Origin of the sequence: Bacteroides sp. 3_1_23, from assembly GCF_000162555.1 — a bacterium.
Taxonomy (GTDB): domain Bacteria; phylum Bacteroidota; class Bacteroidia; order Bacteroidales; family Bacteroidaceae; genus Bacteroides; species Bacteroides ovatus.
The window spans coordinates 71,396-89,117 of record NZ_GG774957.1; the positions used below are offsets into that span (position 1 = coordinate 71,396).

At 41.4% G+C, this 17,722-nt stretch carries 16 protein-coding genes; 14 read left to right on the forward strand and 2 right to left on the reverse strand.

Going from position 1 to position 17,722, the window contains the following annotated elements; all coding sequences use genetic code 11:
- The 4 genes from HMPREF9010_RS01025 to creD form a co-directional block, all read left to right on the forward strand.
- A partial coding sequence (locus tag HMPREF9010_RS01025) for a transposase (RefSeq protein WP_198139075.1) occupies nt 1-322 on the forward strand: 322 nt, incomplete at its 5' end.
- A gap of 91 nt (nt 323-413) precedes the next feature.
- Nucleotides 414-1,013: a hypothetical protein gene (locus HMPREF9010_RS01020; protein WP_004303838.1), complete on the forward strand. Its 600-nt coding sequence runs from the start codon at nt 414-416 to the stop codon at nt 1,011-1,013.
- Nucleotides 1,014-1,310, forward strand: coding sequence for a winged helix-turn-helix domain-containing protein (locus HMPREF9010_RS01015; RefSeq protein WP_004300162.1), 297 nt, complete (start codon nt 1,014-1,016; stop codon nt 1,308-1,310).
- Between the two features lie 26 nt (nt 1,311-1,336).
- Entirely contained in the window at nt 1,337-2,689 is a 1,353-nt protein-coding gene (gene creD / locus HMPREF9010_RS01010) for a cell envelope integrity protein CreD (protein ID WP_008651782.1), read from the forward strand.
- A 457-nt stretch (nt 2,690-3,146) separates the two neighbouring features.
- Here the strand turns inward: creD and HMPREF9010_RS01005 are convergent, their stop codons facing one another.
- Together HMPREF9010_RS01005 and HMPREF9010_RS01000 are read right to left on the reverse strand one after the other, a co-directional pair.
- Nucleotides 3,147-3,590, reverse strand: coding sequence for a GNAT family N-acetyltransferase (locus HMPREF9010_RS01005; RefSeq protein WP_004300165.1), 444 nt, complete (start codon nt 3,588-3,590; stop codon nt 3,147-3,149).
- 29 nt (nt 3,591-3,619) lie between these two features.
- Entirely contained in the window at nt 3,620-3,970 is a 351-nt protein-coding gene (locus HMPREF9010_RS01000) for a winged helix-turn-helix transcriptional regulator (RefSeq protein WP_004300166.1), read from the reverse strand.
- A 166-nt stretch (nt 3,971-4,136) separates the two neighbouring features.
- On the opposite strand from HMPREF9010_RS01000, the gene HMPREF9010_RS00995 reads away from it, so the two are divergent.
- The 10 genes from HMPREF9010_RS00995 to HMPREF9010_RS00950 all read left to right on the forward strand — a co-directional run bounded on the left by HMPREF9010_RS00995 (nt 4,137) and on the right by HMPREF9010_RS00950 (nt 17,714).
- Nucleotides 4,137-4,664, forward strand: a complete 528-nt coding sequence (locus HMPREF9010_RS00995; RefSeq protein ID WP_032852981.1) for a DJ-1/PfpI family protein — start codon at nt 4,137-4,139, stop codon at nt 4,662-4,664.
- A 499-nt stretch (nt 4,665-5,163) separates the two neighbouring features.
- Nucleotides 5,164-6,768: a GAF domain-containing sensor histidine kinase gene (locus tag HMPREF9010_RS00990; RefSeq protein WP_008651785.1), complete on the forward strand. Its 1,605-nt coding sequence runs from the start codon at nt 5,164-5,166 to the stop codon at nt 6,766-6,768.
- A 147-nt stretch (nt 6,769-6,915) separates the two neighbouring features.
- Nucleotides 6,916-10,074: an ATP-binding protein gene (locus HMPREF9010_RS00985; protein WP_032852977.1), complete on the forward strand. Its 3,159-nt coding sequence runs from the start codon at nt 6,916-6,918 to the stop codon at nt 10,072-10,074.
- 47 nt (nt 10,075-10,121) lie between these two features.
- Complete coding sequence (locus HMPREF9010_RS00980) at nt 10,122-11,423, forward strand: Na+/H+ antiporter NhaC family protein (protein WP_008651787.1); 1,302 nt, start codon at nt 10,122-10,124, stop codon at nt 11,421-11,423.
- Nucleotides 11,424-11,529: 106 nt separating this feature from the next.
- On the forward strand, nt 11,530-12,081 hold the full coding sequence (locus tag HMPREF9010_RS00975) for a 30S ribosomal protein S16 (protein WP_004325681.1): 552 nt from the start codon (nt 11,530-11,532) through the stop codon (nt 12,079-12,081).
- Between the two features lie 177 nt (nt 12,082-12,258).
- Nucleotides 12,259-13,254: a GntR family transcriptional regulator gene (locus tag HMPREF9010_RS00970; protein ID WP_004300173.1), complete on the forward strand. Its 996-nt coding sequence runs from the start codon at nt 12,259-12,261 to the stop codon at nt 13,252-13,254.
- Nucleotides 13,255-13,323: 69 nt separating this feature from the next.
- Entirely contained in the window at nt 13,324-15,099 is a 1,776-nt protein-coding gene (gene fucI, locus HMPREF9010_RS00965; RefSeq protein WP_008651788.1) for an L-fucose isomerase, read from the forward strand.
- A 129-nt stretch (nt 15,100-15,228) separates the two neighbouring features.
- The gene (locus HMPREF9010_RS00960) at nt 15,229-15,867 is read left to right on the forward strand and encodes a class II aldolase/adducin family protein (protein WP_004300175.1); all 639 of its coding nucleotides are present in this window, start codon (nt 15,229-15,231) and stop codon (nt 15,865-15,867) included.
- 17 nt (nt 15,868-15,884) lie between these two features.
- On the forward strand, nt 15,885-17,315 hold the full coding sequence (locus HMPREF9010_RS00955; protein ID WP_008651789.1) for a rhamnulokinase: 1,431 nt from the start codon (nt 15,885-15,887) through the stop codon (nt 17,313-17,315).
- Nucleotides 17,316-17,321: 6 nt separating this feature from the next.
- A complete protein-coding gene (locus HMPREF9010_RS00950; protein WP_004300177.1) occupies nt 17,322-17,714 on the forward strand; it encodes an L-rhamnose mutarotase in 393 nt (130 codons plus the stop codon).
- The last annotated feature ends 8 nt before the right edge of the window (nt 17,715-17,722 follow it).

A 17,722-nucleotide genomic window follows, 5' to 3' on the forward strand; every position in this document is an offset into this window, starting at 1 on the left:
AGCGGAACTGTATAAGTCCTCACCGCAGATTAAAGAACTTTTAAGCGTGTGTCAGAATTTCAGAGATATGATTAATGGGAACACTTATGATAAGGATATTAGAAAGTGGATTGAAAAAGCGAAGGCAACACGGAATATGGCACTGACGAACTTTGCATATGGTATTGAAAAAGACTGGGAGGCAGTACAGGCAGCTATTGATATCCCCTTCAGTAACGGATTACTGGAGGGGACAGTGAATAAAATTAAAGCGGTAAAAAGACAGATGTACAATAGGGCAGGAATTAAACTACTGAGAGCGAAGATTATTTATTCACAATAGAAGAAGTACCACCAAATTTGACGAAGAACCGGCAAAAAGTTTGTTCATCTGAAATCTTTTATCTTACTTTGTATCACAAAGTACTTTTTATATGGATAAAGATAAAGCATTAGAATCGGTAAATGAGATAAAAGAGTTGATGGAAAAGTCGTCCAAGTTTATCTCTCTAAGTGGTCTCGCTGCAATCATGGCGGGCATTTACGCATTAGCTGGCGCATACATCGCTACACAAGTTATTACCCCGGGCACACATTTAATTGTTGCTCTCGAACTAATGGCTATTATAGCTTCGCTCGTATTGGTAGCAGCTGCGGTCACCGCCTGCATCCTGTCCTATTATAAATCCAAGAAGACAGGACAGAAATTTTTCAGCCGCCTCACCTACCGGGCATTGTGGAACTTTTCTCTTCCGATGCTGACCGGAGGTGTTTTATGCATCTCCATCATGATGCATGAGTATTATGACATCCTGGCTTCCGTCATGCTTTTATTTTACGGACTGGCACTGGTCAACGTATCCAAGTTCACTTACTCCAGTATCGTATGGTTAGGATATGCTTTCATTTGCCTGGGAGTCGTAGATTGTTTTTGGGAAGGTCATTCACTGCTGTTCTGGACCATCGGTTTCGGCGGTTTCCATATTCTTTATGGCATATTGTTCTATTTACACTACGAAAGAAAGAGATCATAAATGATAGAAGCATTCCAATATATTAATAAAGCATTCGAAAGCAAGGTCCGGCTCGGTATCATGGCTATTCTGATGGTAAATGAGGAAGCCGACTTCAATTTTCTGAAAGAGCAGCTCTCTCTGACAGACGGCAATCTTGCCAGCCATACCCGTTCCCTGGAAGAACTGGGATATATCGTATGTAACAAAAGTTTTGTCGGACGAAAGCCACGAACTGTTTTTCAAGCAACCCCGCAAGGCAGAGAAGCTTTCAAATCTCATATTGAAGCTTTAGAGAAATTTCTAAAATCAAAATAAATAATTCATCAAAACACTACTGGCTTATGGACGCTTTCAATGAAAATTCAAATGAGCAACAGGCGCAGCAACCTATGGGATGTCTCCACCGTTTCTCCAAAACAATCAAGGTTGTCATCATCGGATTATTAATCCTTCTCTTGATGATACCCATGTTCATGATTGAGAATCTTATTTCCGAACGGGGACGAACCCAGGAAGAAGCTATCGACGAGGTAAGTGAAAAATGGAGTCTTGCACAGACCATCACTGGCCCTTACCTGAATCTCCAGTATCCGGTTGTCACTGAAAACAACGGCGAGAAGAAAGTTTCCATCAAAGACCTGATACTTTTTCCTGACGAGCTTATGGTCAACGGGCAACTGAAGACTGAAATCCTGAAAAGAAGTATCTATGAGGTCAATGTATATCAATCGGAACTGACATTGAAAGGGTCATTCAGTTCGGAAGAATTGAAAAAGAGCAGAATAGATATGGAACAGCTGCAGTTTGACAGGGCAGCTATTTGCCTGAATCTGACCGATATGCGTGGCATCAGCGAACAAATCAGCATCACTTTGGGAGATTCAGTTTACATCTTCGAGCCGGGTATGGACAACAGAGGCATAGATAATACCGGAGTTCATGCGATCGCTAATTTGTCGGAATTGAAGCAGAATAAAAAACTCCCTTATGAAATAAAAATCAAACTGAAAGGTTCACAGTCACTCAACTTTATTCCGTTGGGTAAAACAACCCGTGTAGATCTGAAAGCCAACTGGAATACACCGAGCTTTACCGGAAACTATCTGCCTAACAACCGGAATATTACGGAGAAGGAATTTTCCGCGCAATGGCAGGTTTTAAACTTGAATCGGAATTATTCGCAGGTGATGGCTGACTACAACACCTTGAACATCAAAGATATTGAAAACTCCAGTTTCGGTGTGAATTTCAAAATTCCGGTGGAACAGTACCAGCAGTCCATGCGTTCTGCAAAATATGCAATCCTGATTATCTTACTGACTTTCGGAGTGATCTTCTTCACCGAAATAATGAATAAGACTCGTATTCATGCTTTGCAGTATTTATTGGTAGGACTGGCACTCTGTCTATTCTACAGTTTGCTCCTCTCCTTCTCCGAACACATCGGCTTCAACCCTGCCTATTTATTATCTTCCGCACTGACCATTACACTGGTAGGCGGATATATGTTCGGAATCACCAAGAAAAAGAAACCGTCATTAATCATGTCCGGATTGTTAGGTATACTCTATATTTATATATTTGTTCTTATCCAACTAGAGACTTTCGCATTATTGGCAGGCAGCTTAGGACTGTTTATCATTCTGGCAATAGTGATGTATTTTTCAAAGAAAATAGACTGGTTTAATGAATAATCGGCTTTTCTATTGAAACGCTTGACAAATGGCTTTTTATTTTGTATCTTTGAGAAAACAAAAGCAATAAGAGAAATGAAAAATCTAGGAAAAATAGAGACATAAAGGACCTTTAAACTGATACATTTTAGTATTAATACAGATATATCATAGGGCAATGATCTAACGATCATTGCCCTATTTTGTTTATATTTTTACTTAACTCATTCTATAGAATCTCTAAAAATGCTCAAAATAGTTTTTAATAAACTCTGATACCGTTTATAATAAACTATCAAAAAGTTTATTATAAACCGAAAGTACGTTTATTAAGAACGTAGTCTTTAATTGTAAAAATTGACAAACACGTTTTCATACAATAGGAGGTTATAAATAAGCCGTTCATTCATACAGTAACATAAACAAACAAAATTCTTTATTTCATCCAAACGATTGAACTTCCTTCACTCACTACACACTAAAATGTTTTCTTCAAATATATCATATCCACCAACTGCACACCATCCTCATACATCGGATGATCGTAGTTGTCAGTAAAGAAATTCTTTATCCGGTGAGAAACCGTGAAACCACAGTGTTCATAAAAAGATCTGGAAGAAGGTACATCGCCTGTACCCACTAACATTTCAGAACACTTTCCCTGATAATATTCAAATAAAAATTCGATTAAACGTTTTCCGTACCCCTGCCGTTGAAAGAAAGGAACGGTAGCAATATTCTTGATTTCATAAATACCTTCCCCTTCACGAGTCACTACACAAAGAGCTTTCAATCCGTTATCATAAAGAACGAACATATCGCCGCGCTCCAAATACCGGTCAATCATACTTTCCTGTTCATCAGCCAAGAGTAATAATTCGAGAAATTCTTTTTTATCTGAAGTTACTAGCTTTATCTCCATATTATCTATTTTATCATAAAATAAAAATGTTACCGACTCATTTGTCTATGGTCCAAAATAGTATCCATATTCTCCAAAGCCCATCCCACCAGTCCTTCAATATGAGGAATCAAAGTGCCACCCGTATCTGTCAGACAATACTCCACACGGGGAGGTACTTCAGCATATACTTTCCGTTCAACCAATCCATCTGATTCCAGAGTACGCAATGTTACAGTCAACATTCTTTGTGAAACATCTTCTATCGTTTTATGAATATCACTAAAACGCATGGTGCCGTTTGCGTTCAGCGTAATAAGCACCAGCATCGACCACTTGTCTCCCAAGCGGCTAAGCACATCTCTTATCGGACAATTTCCTATCGGATGAAAGTTTTTCATTCTTTAACGTTTTGTATTTTATTGAGTTCCAACAATAGTTACCTCTATGTAACTTCCTTATTTTCAAGTACGTTATTGCATTTCTCAAACTAGAAAGATACATTTGCATCACAAAAGTAATAAACTTACTAATAATAACTATTGTTTCATTTAAATAATTATGATTATGGCAAAGAAAGTTGCAGTTTTAGCAGTGAATCCGGTAAATGGTTGTGGATTATTCCAATATTTGGAAGCGTTTTTCGAGAATGGCATTTCATATAAAGTATTTGCCGTATCGGATACGAAGGAGATTAAAACAAATTCAGGAATCAGCCTGACAGCAGACGATGTGATCGCTAATTTGAAGGGACACGAAGATGAATTCGATGCACTCGTTTTCTCTTGTGGGGATGCAGTACCTGTATTTCAGCAGAATGCCGATAAACCCTATAACGTAGATTTGATGCAAGTCATTAAAACTTTCGGAGCTAAAGGGAAAATGATGATCGGACATTGTGCCGGTGCAATGATGTTTGACTTTACCGGAATTACCAAAGGGAAGAAAGTAGCAGTTCACCCATTAGCTAAACCAGCTATTCAAAACGGAACAGCTACCGATAAGAAATCAGAGATAGATGGCAACTTTTTTACTGCTCAAGATGAAAACACCATTTGGACAATGATGCCACAGGTTATCGAAGCATTAAAATAATGTTTGCAACGTAGATATAAAACAATAAATATAAACATTATTATATTAATCTACGCATCCGAAGATGAAAAAGCACGTTCCTTTAAAAGCAACAGTGTGTTTCTCGGTGTACAACGGGTCGTTTCTTTTAAAGGAACGACCCGTTGGTTTTAAAGGAAAAATGTACATTTATTGCGCATTAATAATCAATCACTTACAGATTCAAAAAATTCAAAGACCGACTAACTTCCCCAATCATTATTCAATTCAATAAATCCGCACAAGTGTTCACTCCTTTATTTCTCAAATGATTATTGTTAGTTAACTAAAATCCAAGGGAAATATCATATATCACATTCTCTTTTCGTACCAAGAAAAAGAAAAACGGAACATTACAAAAAATCTGAAACAGCGTTCATCATTTTTTAAAAGTCCGTATATTAGCAGCTTGAAGACTTGAAAGAGATAAACAGCATACTCCTTCCGAGTTTAAATAACCAAACAAGATGCCTAAAACAATATGATTAGAGAAAGAGAGAATTACAATGCATTTTTACTTCATTTTTTAGAAAGACTGAATAGCTGTGACTCTATTGAGAAAAAAATCACAGAATCACTTACGGATATTTGCGAATACTATGGCTTTAAAAGAGGATTCATTTATCAAACTGACGGATTTCGCTACTTCTATCTAAAGGAAACTGTCGGAAATAACGACAACGTTTTGCGACAACGTTTTGAAATCAGCGAAATGACCAATCAACATGTTGTCCGTGCAAATGGAAAGAACAAACCTTTTTATGCTTGCAGAAACCAAAATACTTCTTGGGATGATGTAGACATCGTGGATTTCTATAAAGTCGATTCATTACTAATCCGGCAAATTCAAGACTCCGAAGGAAAAATTATCGGATTCATCGGATTTGGAGACAGAGAACATGCAATATCTTTCACCGATGAAGAACTGCAAATGATTCATCTCATTTTAGGCTCCCTCTCCAAGGAAATAGCAGTGCGGGAATATAAAGAAAGAGAAGTACGGGCGAGCAAGACGTTAAGCAGCATCATGAATAATATGGGAGTTGACATATATGTAAATTCTTTCGATTCTCATGATATGTTATATGCCAATGAATCGATGGCTGCTCCTTACGGAGGCATCGAACATTTTGAAGGAAAAAAATGCTGGCAAGCTCTTTATAAAGATAAAACCGGAGAATGTGAGTTCTGTCCTAAAAAACATTTGATTGACGAAAATGGACAACCTACCAAAGTCTACTCCTGGGATTATCAACGCCCGTTTGACAAATGTTGGTTCCGGGTATTCAGTGCAGCATTCGCCTGGATAGACGGACAGATGGCACACGTGATTACCAGCGTTGATATTGACCACCAAAAAACAATAGAAGAAGAACTAAGGATAGCCAAAGAAAAAGCGGAAAACCTGGACCGCTTAAAATCAGCCTTCCTCGCCAATATGAGTCATGAAATCCGTACTCCGCTCAATGCGATTGTCGGCTTTGCCAGTTTACTGGTCGAATCGGATGACAAAAAGGAACGTCAGGATTATGTCGATATCATGCAAGAAAACACCGAACTTCTTTTACAACTGATATCCGACATTCTCGACTTATCAAAAATAGAAGCTGGAACACTCGACTTCACCATGGATTATCTGGACATTAAGAGCTTCTGTGAAGATATTATACGCAATTATGATATAAAAGAAGATAAGCCGGTACCAGTTTTACTAGCCCCCACCCTACCCAATTTTTATATCTATACTGACAAGAAACGCCTGATGCAGGTTATCACAAACTTTATCAACAATGCCCTCAAATTTACAAATAAGGGACAGATTCTTCTTGAATATCATCTGAAAGAAGATACCTGTGAAATTGAATTTTCCGTAGCTGATACAGGAATGGGGATTGAACCGGACAAAGTAGACCGGGTATTCGACCGCTTTGTGAAACTCAATTCATTCTCAAAAGGCACAGGCTTAGGGCTGTCTATTTGCAGGAGCATTATCGAACATCTCGGCGGCACTATTGGAGTGGAATCCGAGATGGGAACCGGCTCGCGTTTTTGGTTTACTCATCCCTACAAAAGCGTATCCCTATAAAATTGAATAAAAAGCCCGTTAATCAGAAAAAGACCTGAAGTCTTTTTTTCATTCATTTTTTATGGTCAGAATCAAGTTTAATTCATTTATTATTAATACTTTTGCCAATGCATAAACTTAATAAGCCACCAGAAAATTAAATTAAAAATGACAACTCTTTTTCAAACCCAAATAATTAACTCATATATAATAAAATTATTTTTGTCTTTCTGTCTATTAGCTTTTTCCTACATATCACCGATTCTAGCTCAAAAAGATTCAGTGAACTCGTCAAATTATCTTTTAATCATTAATTCATATACAGAAGCAGCTCCCTGGAGCTTCAGAATGATTTCAGCCATTACCGAATATGCCCAGAATTCGCCTCAATTAGCACTCTATACCGAACACATGAACATGCTAATGATGGACACAGACTCCACTTTGAATGAATTCAGACAGGCAGTTCTGGAAAAATACAAGCGACATTCTCCGCGTATGTTGATATTACTCGGAAACTCCAGCATGATATTACGGGACGACTTCAGAAAGATGTGGGGAAATATTCCGATTATACTATGTGCTGAAGAAGATTACATCGGCCCGAAGGAATTTTATCTCCAAAAGAAGCCTGTTGAGTTGACTGTAAGAACCCCGATTGCAGATATGGCGCAGCCTTACAATCTCACTTTCCTACATTCCAATTTCTATATTAAAGAAAATATAGACCTGATTTGCCGAATGACTCCCGATATTAAAAATTTCATATTTATCGGTGATGAACGGCAAAACAACCAGACTTACAATATGGTTATCAAACAAGAATTGAAAAAGAGCCATCCCGACATCAATTATCAATTCATATCGCCCCGGAAGATGCAAACCAATCATTTGCTGGACACCCTTTACACCGTTGATCCTAAAACAACAGGAATACTTTTCTCTTCATGGTTTTACAAACACACCTTTGCCGGCAACACCTCGCTAGTTACAAATTCACACCTGTTAGTCTCAACGACTTCCGCACCTCTGTTCAGCCTTGGGATGATGACAATCAAGGACAACGCAGGAGGAATAATTGGCGGATACATCTACGATCAACATGCATACAGCCAGAAAATCATACAAACGATCCAATCAATATTGAATGGCAAACAAGCATCCGAGATACCTTTTTACGAGCCTTCAGATGCCGCTCCGACTATCAACTACAATGTTTTGCTACGTAAAGGAATGTCGCCATACTTATGTCCCCCGGGCACTATTTTCTTTAACAAGCCGCCTACGTTTTGGGAACAGTACGGATACTTTATTTTAGGAACCATAGTCTGCTTCATACTGCTTGCCCTATTCTTCCAATACCGCATCAGTCATCTGAATAAGCTCAAGAAAATACAACAGAAAGAGATTGACACAATGACTTCTTACAAAAACCTGATTAACAATATGCCTATATTGTATATGCAAGAAGAGTTAATCATGAATGAAGAAGGCACTCCGATAGAACTTGTATACCGGAATGTCAACGCTCATTTCGAGAAAAGTTTCTTCCGTAAAGAAGATGTAGTAGGCAAGAAAGCCAGTGAAATATTCCCTGAATCCATGCCGGAGTTCCTGCATTTCACCAAAATGTCACTTGCGGAAAACAAGGCTATCACTTTCCCCTATTATTTCAAACAGATAGACACCTTCTATGATGTAGTACTAAAAGGAACTCACCACAACAATATTGTCGATATTTTCTGCCTGGACAGCACCGAACTACACAAAGCACAACAAAAACTAAGTGCTACCAACAATAAACTGGCAATGGCACTGGACGTAGCCAATATCGTGCCTTGGAAATGGGATTTGCGAAGCAAAACCATACTTTGCGACATCAATAGGCCTATTGAGCTTAGCACAAACGATAAAGACGTGAATGAAGAACAATTGGCAGTGCCCGATTCCCAATATTTCTCAAAGATATTCAAAGAAGACCGTAAACGGGTAGAAAAAGCCTATGATGACCTGATAGAAGGGCGATCGGATAAAGTCAGGGAAGAATACCGGGTTATCAATGTACAGAATAACATTCACAGAATCGAATGGGTGGAAGCTCAAGCCGCTGTAGAGACCCGTGACGAAAACGGCAAGCCGCTCACCCTGGTCGGTTCTTCACTAGTCATCACCACACGGAAAAAGATGGAAATGGAATTGACCACAGCCAGAGACCGGGCAGAAGAATCCAATCGTCTGAAGTCTGCCTTCCTCGCCAATATGAGCCATGAAATCCGTACTCCCCTCAACGCTATTGTCGGTTTCTCCGGCATATTGGCTTCAACAGACGAGGAAGAGGAAAAGCAGGAATATGTGAGCATCATTGAAAACAATAATACCTTGTTATTACAATTAATCAGTGACATTCTTGATTTATCAAAGATTGAAGCCGGAACATTGGAATTTCAATATTCCAACATAGACTTGAACAAAATGCTGAACGAGTTAACGAGCTCATTACAATTAAAAATAAAATCTGAAAAAGTACAGCTAACCTGCCATCTGGCAGAGAAAAATTGCTTTATCCATACAGAGAAGAACAGGCTGTCACAATTGCTCATCAACCTGATAAGTAATGCCATCAAATTCACCACTGAAGGATACATTCGTTTTGGCTATGAACTCCGCGGCAAAGAGATCTATTTTTATGTCAGCGATACTGGCTGTGGCATTCCCAAAGACAAGCAAAAGAGCATTTTCGGACGCTTCGTCAAATTAAATAGTTTCGAACAAGGCACTGGCCTGGGACTTTCTATCTGCCAGACTCTGGTAGAACACATGGGAGGTACCATCGGAGTAGACTCGGAAGAGGGCAAAGGCTCAACATTCTGGTTCACGCTGCCATATAAAGCCGCAATAGCCGTAGAAGAAAGCATAAAAAAAGAGGAAATTCAGCCGATAAGTATAGAAAAAAACAAGTTTACCATTCTGATTGCCGAGGATAATGAAAGTAACTACAAACTGTTCGCATCCATACTAAAGGGAGAGTATCAATTAATCCATGCCTGGGATGGACAAGAGGCGGTGGAAATGTTCAAGCAATATAATCCGCAGATTATATTGATGGACATCAATATGCCGGTCATGGACGGTTACGAGGCAACTAAAGAAATACGCAAATATTCTGCCAAGGTACCTATTATCGCCATTACGGCTTTTGCCTATGCTTCGGATGAACAACGGGTGATGGAAAGCGGTTTTGACGGCTATATGCCTAAACCTATCAATGCCCGCCTGTTGAAAGCACAACTGACGGAAATCATGCAGAAGCGTATTATTTTACTTTAAGAGACAGAGAACCAAAAGCAAAAAACGAATATCTACATATTCCATTTATGACTGAAGAAAAAATACATAAAAACCGCACCGGAAGTTGGTGGGCATTAAGTCCGTTGCTCGTATTCTTATGCCTTTACCTGGTAACTTCCATTCTTGTCAACGACTTTTATAAAGTGCCTATCACGGTGGCTTTCCTTGTTTCTTCCTGCTACGCCATTGCTATTACCAAAGGATTGAAACTAGACCAACGCATCTATCAGTTCTCCGTGGGAGCTGCCAATAAAAATATCCTCCTGATGATATGGATATTCATTCTTGCCGGAGCCTTTGCTCATAGTGCGAAACAAATGGGAGCAATCGATGCCACTGTCAATCTGACACTGCATATTCTGCCGGATAACCTGTTACTGGCAGGCATCTTCATTGCCGCCTGTTTCATCTCTTTATCCATCGGAACCAGCGTAGGAACTATCGTCGCCCTTACTCCCGTTGCCGTAGGACTGGCAGAAAAGACAGAAATAGCTCTCCCCTTTATGGTAGCCGTCGTAGTAGGCGGTTCTTTTTTCGGAGACAACTTATCTTTTATCTCCGACACCACCATCGCTTCGACAAAAACCCAGGAATGTGTAATGCGCGATAAATTCCGTGTAAATTCTATGATTGTCGTCCCGGCAGCCATCATTGTGTTGGGAATTTACATATTTCAGGGACTATTCATTACCGCTCCCGCCCAAACACAGACCATTGAATGGATCAAAGTTATACCTTATATAATAGTATTAGGAACAGCCATTGCCGGAATGAACGTGATGCTCGTACTCATAATAGGTATATTGACAAGTGGCATCATTGGCATCGCGACCGGCAGCTTTGGAATTTTCGACTGGTTTGGTGCCATGGGAATGGGAATTACAGGAATGGGAGAACTGATTATTATCACTCTATTGGCCGGAGGGATGCTCGAAACCATCCGTTATAACGGTGGTATCGATTTCATTATCCGGAAACTCACCCGCCACGTCAATGGTAAAAGAGGAGCCGAACTAAGCATTGCCGCCCTGGTAAGTATCGCCAACTTATGTACAGCCAACAACACGATTGCCATTATAACAACAGGACCGATTGCCAAAGATATTGCCGTGAAATTCCATCTCGACCGAAGAAAAACAGCCAGTATCCTCGATACTTTCTCCTGCCTGATACAAGGGATTATTCCATACGGAGCGCAGATGCTGATTGCAGCGGGACTTGCCAGTATCTCCCCCATCAGTATCATCGGAAATCTCTACTATCCGTTTACAATGGGAGCATGCGCCCTGCTAGCAATTTTGTTCCGCTATCCGAAACGGTATTCGTAAAAAAGATGCGAAATGTTTGTCAATCAAAAGAAAAGCCGTATCTTTGTGCCCGCTATTACGAGATAATAGTATAATTCAAATCAATCATTAAAAACAATTATTTAAAATGGCAACTAGAATCAGATTGCAGAGACACGGACGTAAAAGTTACGCGTTCTATTCAATTGTAATTGCAGACAGCAGAGCACCACGTGATGGTAAATTTATTGAGAAGATTGGTACTTACAACCCTAACACCAATCCTGCTACAGTAGATTTGAATTTCGACGCTGCATTGGCATGGGTACTGAAAGGTGCACAACCAAGTGACACTGTACGTAACATTCTTTCTCGTGAAGGAGTTTACATGAAGAAACATCTTCTGGGCGGTGTAGCAAAAGGCGCATTCGGAGAAGCAGAAGCTGAAGCTAAATTCGAAGCTTGGAAAAACAACAAACAGTCAGGTTTGGCTACTTTGAAGGCTAAACAAGACGAAGCTAAGAAAGCTGAAGCAAAAGCACGTCTGGAAGCAGAAAAGAAGATCAACGAAGTGAAAGCAAAAGCACTCGCTGAAAAGAAAGCTGCTGAAGCTGCTGAAAAAGCTGCTGCTGAAGCACCTGCAGAGGAAGCTGCAGCTCCGGCTGAAGAAGCTCCTGCAACAGAAGCTGCTGCTGAATAAATTTCAGCAGATTCCGAACAAGAAATCAGGAAAAGCTATAAATCCTCTCCGGTCCGCCGGAGGGGATTTTTTTATTGTTTTCTGCTATAAAACATATCAAATTATTTATTCCGTTCAGAATAAAATGCCTTTCTTTGCATCAGCATAGTTCAGCATAGTGTTATTTATTTTTCGAATATGAAACGAATTGATAAAAAGGCAACATTCGGACAACAGGCAAGCAAGGTTACGCAACTAGCGGACGCACTTAGCCAGGCGATTTCCAGAAAAGAATTTCTTGAAGGAGATTCTTTGCCTTCCATCAATCAGTTGAGTGCTCAATACGGAGTATCACGCGACACCGTTTTCAAGGCTTTCCTTGATTTACGCGAACGAGGCTTGATCGACTCCACTCCCGGCAAGGGTTATTATGTGACGAGCCAGGTGACCAATGTCTTATTGCTGCTCGACCAATATACTCCTTTCAAAGAAGCCTTATATAACAGTTTCGTCAGACATCTGCCTATCAACTATAAGGTAGACTTATTATTTCATCAATACAACGAACGGTTGTTCAATACGATCCTCCGGGAATCCATCGGGAAATACAACAAATACATCGTGATGAATTTCGATAACGAAAAATTCAGCACTGTTCTCAATAAAATTAATCCTTCAAGATTACTACTCCTTGATTTCGGCAAATTCGAAAAAGAAAAGTATTCATATATCTGCCAGGATTTTGATGAATTTTTCTATCAGGCATTGAATCTGCTCAAGGAAAGATTGAAGAACTATCACCAGCTCGTTTTTTTGTTTCCCAAAAGCCTGAAACATCCCCAAAGCAGTAAGGTGTATTTTACCCGTTTCTGTCAGGAGCAAGGATTCCTCTGTGAAATACAGGAGGATATTGAGAATCTGATCGTACGTAAGGGAGTTGCCTATATCGCCATCAAGCAACAAGATGTAGTAAAAGTGGTGAAACAAGGAAGATTGGAAGGGCTGAAATGCGGAAAAGATTTCGGTCTGTTAGCGTATAATGATATTCCTTCCTACGAAGTGATTGACGAAGGAATAACCTCATTGAGTATTGATTGGGAAATGATGGGAAACGAAGCGGCCAATTTCGTTCTTAATAATGTACCGGTTCAGAAGTTCTTACCAACGGAAGTAAGGCTTCGAAAGTCACTTTAATTTTTTTTTTGCGAAGACATCAGCACAGTTCAGCACAGATATTAATTAATCCTTTAATAGATAGAAACCATGAAAAAGTATCCGAAAATCGGGATTCGTCCCACAATCGATGGTCGCCAGGGTGGCGTTCGCGAAAGCCTTGAAGAGAAAACAATGAATTTAGCAAAAGCAGTAGCCGAGTTAATCAGCAGCAACCTGAAAAACGGTGATGGCAGTCCGGTAGAATGTGTTATAGCCGATAGCACGATCGGACGCGTAGCCGAAAGTGCCGCTTGTGCGGAAAAGTTTGAAAGAGAAGGGGTCGGCTCTACCATTACCGTCACTTCTTGCTGGTGCTATGGTGCTGAAACGATGGATATGAACCCGCATTATCCGAAAGCTGTCTGGGGATTCAACGGCACAGAACGTCCGGGAGCTGTATACCTTGCTGCCGTACTTGCCGGACACGCACAAAAAGGCCTTCCCGCATTCGGTATCTACGGACGCGACGTTCAAGATTTGGACGACAACACAATCCCTGAAGATGTATCGGAAAAGATTCTTCGCTTTGCACGTGCTGCACAGGCAGTAGCTACGATGAGAGGGAAATCTTACCTGTCAATGGGTAGTGTATCTATGGGTATCGCCGGTTCTATCGTTAATCCTGATTTCTTCCAAGAGTATTTGGGAATGCGTAATGAGTCAATAGACCTCACAGAAATCATCCGTCGAATGGACGAAGGCATCTATGACCACGAAGAATACGCCAAAGCCATGGCCTGGACTGAAAAAAATTGTAAGACAAACGAAGGTGAAGACTTCAAGAACCGTCCTGAAAAACGTAAAACCCGTGAACAGAAAGATGCTGATTGGGAATTCATTGTAAAGATGACGATTATCATGCGCGACTTGATGACCGGAAATCCCAAATTGAAAGAAATGGGATTCAAGGAAGAGGCTTTGGGACACAATGCCATTGCAGCCGGTTTCCAGGGACAACGCCAATGGACAGACTTCTATCCTAACGGTGACTATCCGGAAGCTTTACTCAATACCTCTTTTGACTGGAATGGTATCCGTGAAGCATTTGTGGTAGCTACCGAAAATGATGCCTGCAACGGTGTAGCCATGTTGTTCGGACATCTATTGACCAACCGTGCACAAATATTCTCCGACGTACGTACTTACTGGAGTCCTGAAGCCGTGAAACGTGTAACCGGCAAAGAGTTGAGCGGATTGGCAGCAAACGGTATCATCCATCTTATCAATTCCGGTGCAACGACTCTCGACGGTTCCGGCCAATCATTAGACGCAGCAGGCAATCCGGTTATGAAAGAACCATGGAACCTGACGGACGCTGATGTAGAGAACTGTCTCAAAGCAACGACCTGGTATCCGGCAGACCGTGACTACTTCCGTGGGGGTGGCTTCTCGTCCAACTTCCTGTCAAAAGGCGGAATGCCTGTTACCATGATGCGCCTCAACCTGATTAAAGGCTTAGGCCCTGTCCTGCAAATCGCAGAAGGTTGGACAGTGGAAATTGATCCGGAAATCCATCAGAAACTCAATATGCGTACAGACCCGACATGGCCTACCACCTGGTTTGTGCCCCGTTTGTGTGATAAACCGGCTTTCAAAGATGTATATTCAGTAATGAATAACTGGGGAGCCAATCATGGAGCTATCAGCTATGGACACATCGGTCAGGACTTAATCACTCTTGCTTCCATGCTCCGTATTCCAGTATGTATGCACAATGTAGAAGAAGATCAGATGTTCCGTCCGGCAGTCTGGAATGCCTTCGGCATGGATAAAGAAGGATCAGACTACAGAGCTTGTGCAACTTATGGCCCTATCTATAAATAAACAAGTTTTTTTCGTCCTGTATAAATAAATATTTTAACTTTGCCGTTCGTAGGGATGGGGTCCCCCACCCGACACATAACAAATGTCGGGATAGCCCCGCCCCCTACAGCGACTTAAATAAGTAACACTATGATTACTAACGAACATATTGCACAGTTCATTGCACAAGCACATCGTTACGGGGATGCAAAGTTAATGCTTTGCAGCAGCGGTAACCTTTCCTGGAGAATCGGCGAAGAAGCATTGATTTCTGGTACGGGTTCCTGGGTTCCCACACTTGGCAAAGAAAAGGTTTCAATCTGCAATATCGCCAGCGGCATTCCTGCCAATGGTGTAAAACCCTCTATGGAAAGTACATTCCATTTGGGTATTCTCCGTGAACGTCCGGACGTCAATGTCGTTCTCCATTTCCAATCGGAATATGCCACCGCTGTCTCCTGCATGAAGAACAAGCCGGCAAATTTCAATGTAACAGCAGAAATTCCTTGCCATGTAGGTTCGGAAATACCTGTGATTCCGTATTATCGTCCCGGCTCACCGGAACTGGCGAAAGCCGTGGTAGAAGCCATGCAAAAGCATAACTCGGTTTTACTGACCAACCACGGACAAGTGGTGTGCGGAAAAGACTTCGACCAAGTATATGAACGGGCTACTTTTTTCGAAATGGCTTGTCGCATCATTGTTCAATCCGGCGGTGATTATTCAGTGCTCACACCGGCAGAAATTGAAGACCTGGAAATCTACGTATTAGGAAAGAAAACCAACTAATATCCAGGCATATTACCATGAAAGATACCATCAAACACACTTATTTAGCAGCAGACTTCGGAGGCGGCAGCGGGCGAATCATCGCCGGCTTTCTTCTTAACGGCAGGCTGGAATTGGAAGAGATATACCGCTTCTCCAACCGGCAGGTCAAACTAGGCAATCATATTTACTGGGACTTCCCGGCTCTGTTCGAAGATATGAAAACCGGACTAAAACTGGCTGCACAAAAAGGATATGCCGTAAAAGGTATTGGTATTGACACTTGGGGAGTGGATTTCGGACTGATTGACAAACATGGAAACCTATTAGGAAATCCAGTCTGTTACCGGGATACAAGAACAGAGGGAATGCCGGCAGAAGTATTCAAGTGCATGGATGAACATCGACATTATGCCGAAACCGGTATTCAGGTGATGCCTATCAATACGCTGTTTCAACTTTACAGCATGAAGCAAAATCAAGATGCACAGTTGGAAGTTGCCCGGCAACTTTTATTCATGCCCGATCTCTTCAGTTATTTCCTGACAGGGGTAGCCAATAATGAATATTGTATCGCCTCCACCTCTGAATTACTCAACGCCCAATCACGCAACTGGTCATTCGATACCATACATAGCTTAGGTCTTCCCGAACATCTGTTCGGTAAAATCATTCTTCCCGGAACAATCAGAGGCACTCTGAAAGAGGATATTGCACGCGAAACCGGACTGGGTGCCGTAGACGTTATTGCCGTAGGTTCACATGATACAGCCAGTGCCGTAGCTGCTGTTCCTGCTGCAGAAAGTCCTATCGCTTTCCTTAGTTCCGGCACTTGGTCGCTACTGGGAGTTGAAGTGGACGAACCCATATTAACGGAAGAAGCAAGAAAAGCTCAATTCACCAATGAAGGAGGTGTAGACGGCAAAATCCGTTTCCTCCAGAATATAACAGGATTATGGATTCTGCAACGCTTGATGAGCGAGTGGAAAGCGTGTGGCGAGGAACAAGATTATGATATAATCATCCCGCAAGCAGCCGAAGCCGAGATTGATACAATCATCCCTGTAGACGACACCATATTCATGAATCCGGAAAATATGGAGAATGCGCTTATTCATTATTGCCGGAATCATGCTTTGCAAATTCCCCAAAACAAGGCAGAGACTGTACGATGTGTGCTCCAGTCATTAGCTTTCAGATATCGGCTGGCTGTGGAACAGCTCAACCGTTGCCTCCCCGCTCCAATCCGTCAGTTAAATATCATCGGAGGAGGATCACAAAATAAGTTACTCAACCAACTGACAGCTGACGAACTCGGTATTCCTGTTTATGCAGGTCCGGTGGAAGCCACTGCAATGGGAAACATTCTGACGCAGGCAATGGCTAAAGGAGAAATTGCCAATCTTCGTGAATTGCGGGAAATTGTCACTCGCAGCGTTACACCACAAGTATATTATCCTAAAAAATAAAAGTATATGGAAACATCTAAAACCGGTTATCAGGTTCAATCTTATGACGTTCCCGTCAAACGATATTGCCAAACCCTTGATTTACGCGATTCTCCGGAACTAATCGCCGAATATCGGAAAAGACATAGCCAGGCGGAAGCATGGCCGGAAATTCTTGCCGGTATCCGGGAAGTTGGCATCCTGGAAATGGAAATTTATATCCTGGGAACCCGACTGTTTATGATCGTCGAAACTCCCCTTGATTTTGACTGGGACACGGCAATGGAACGCCTGAACACCCTTCCCCGCCAACAGGAGTGGGAAGAATATATGGCTATCTTCCAACAAGCCGCACCCGGAATGAGTTCCGCCGAGAAATGGAAACCGATGGAAAGAATGTTCCATTTGTATAATACTTAAAAAAATAC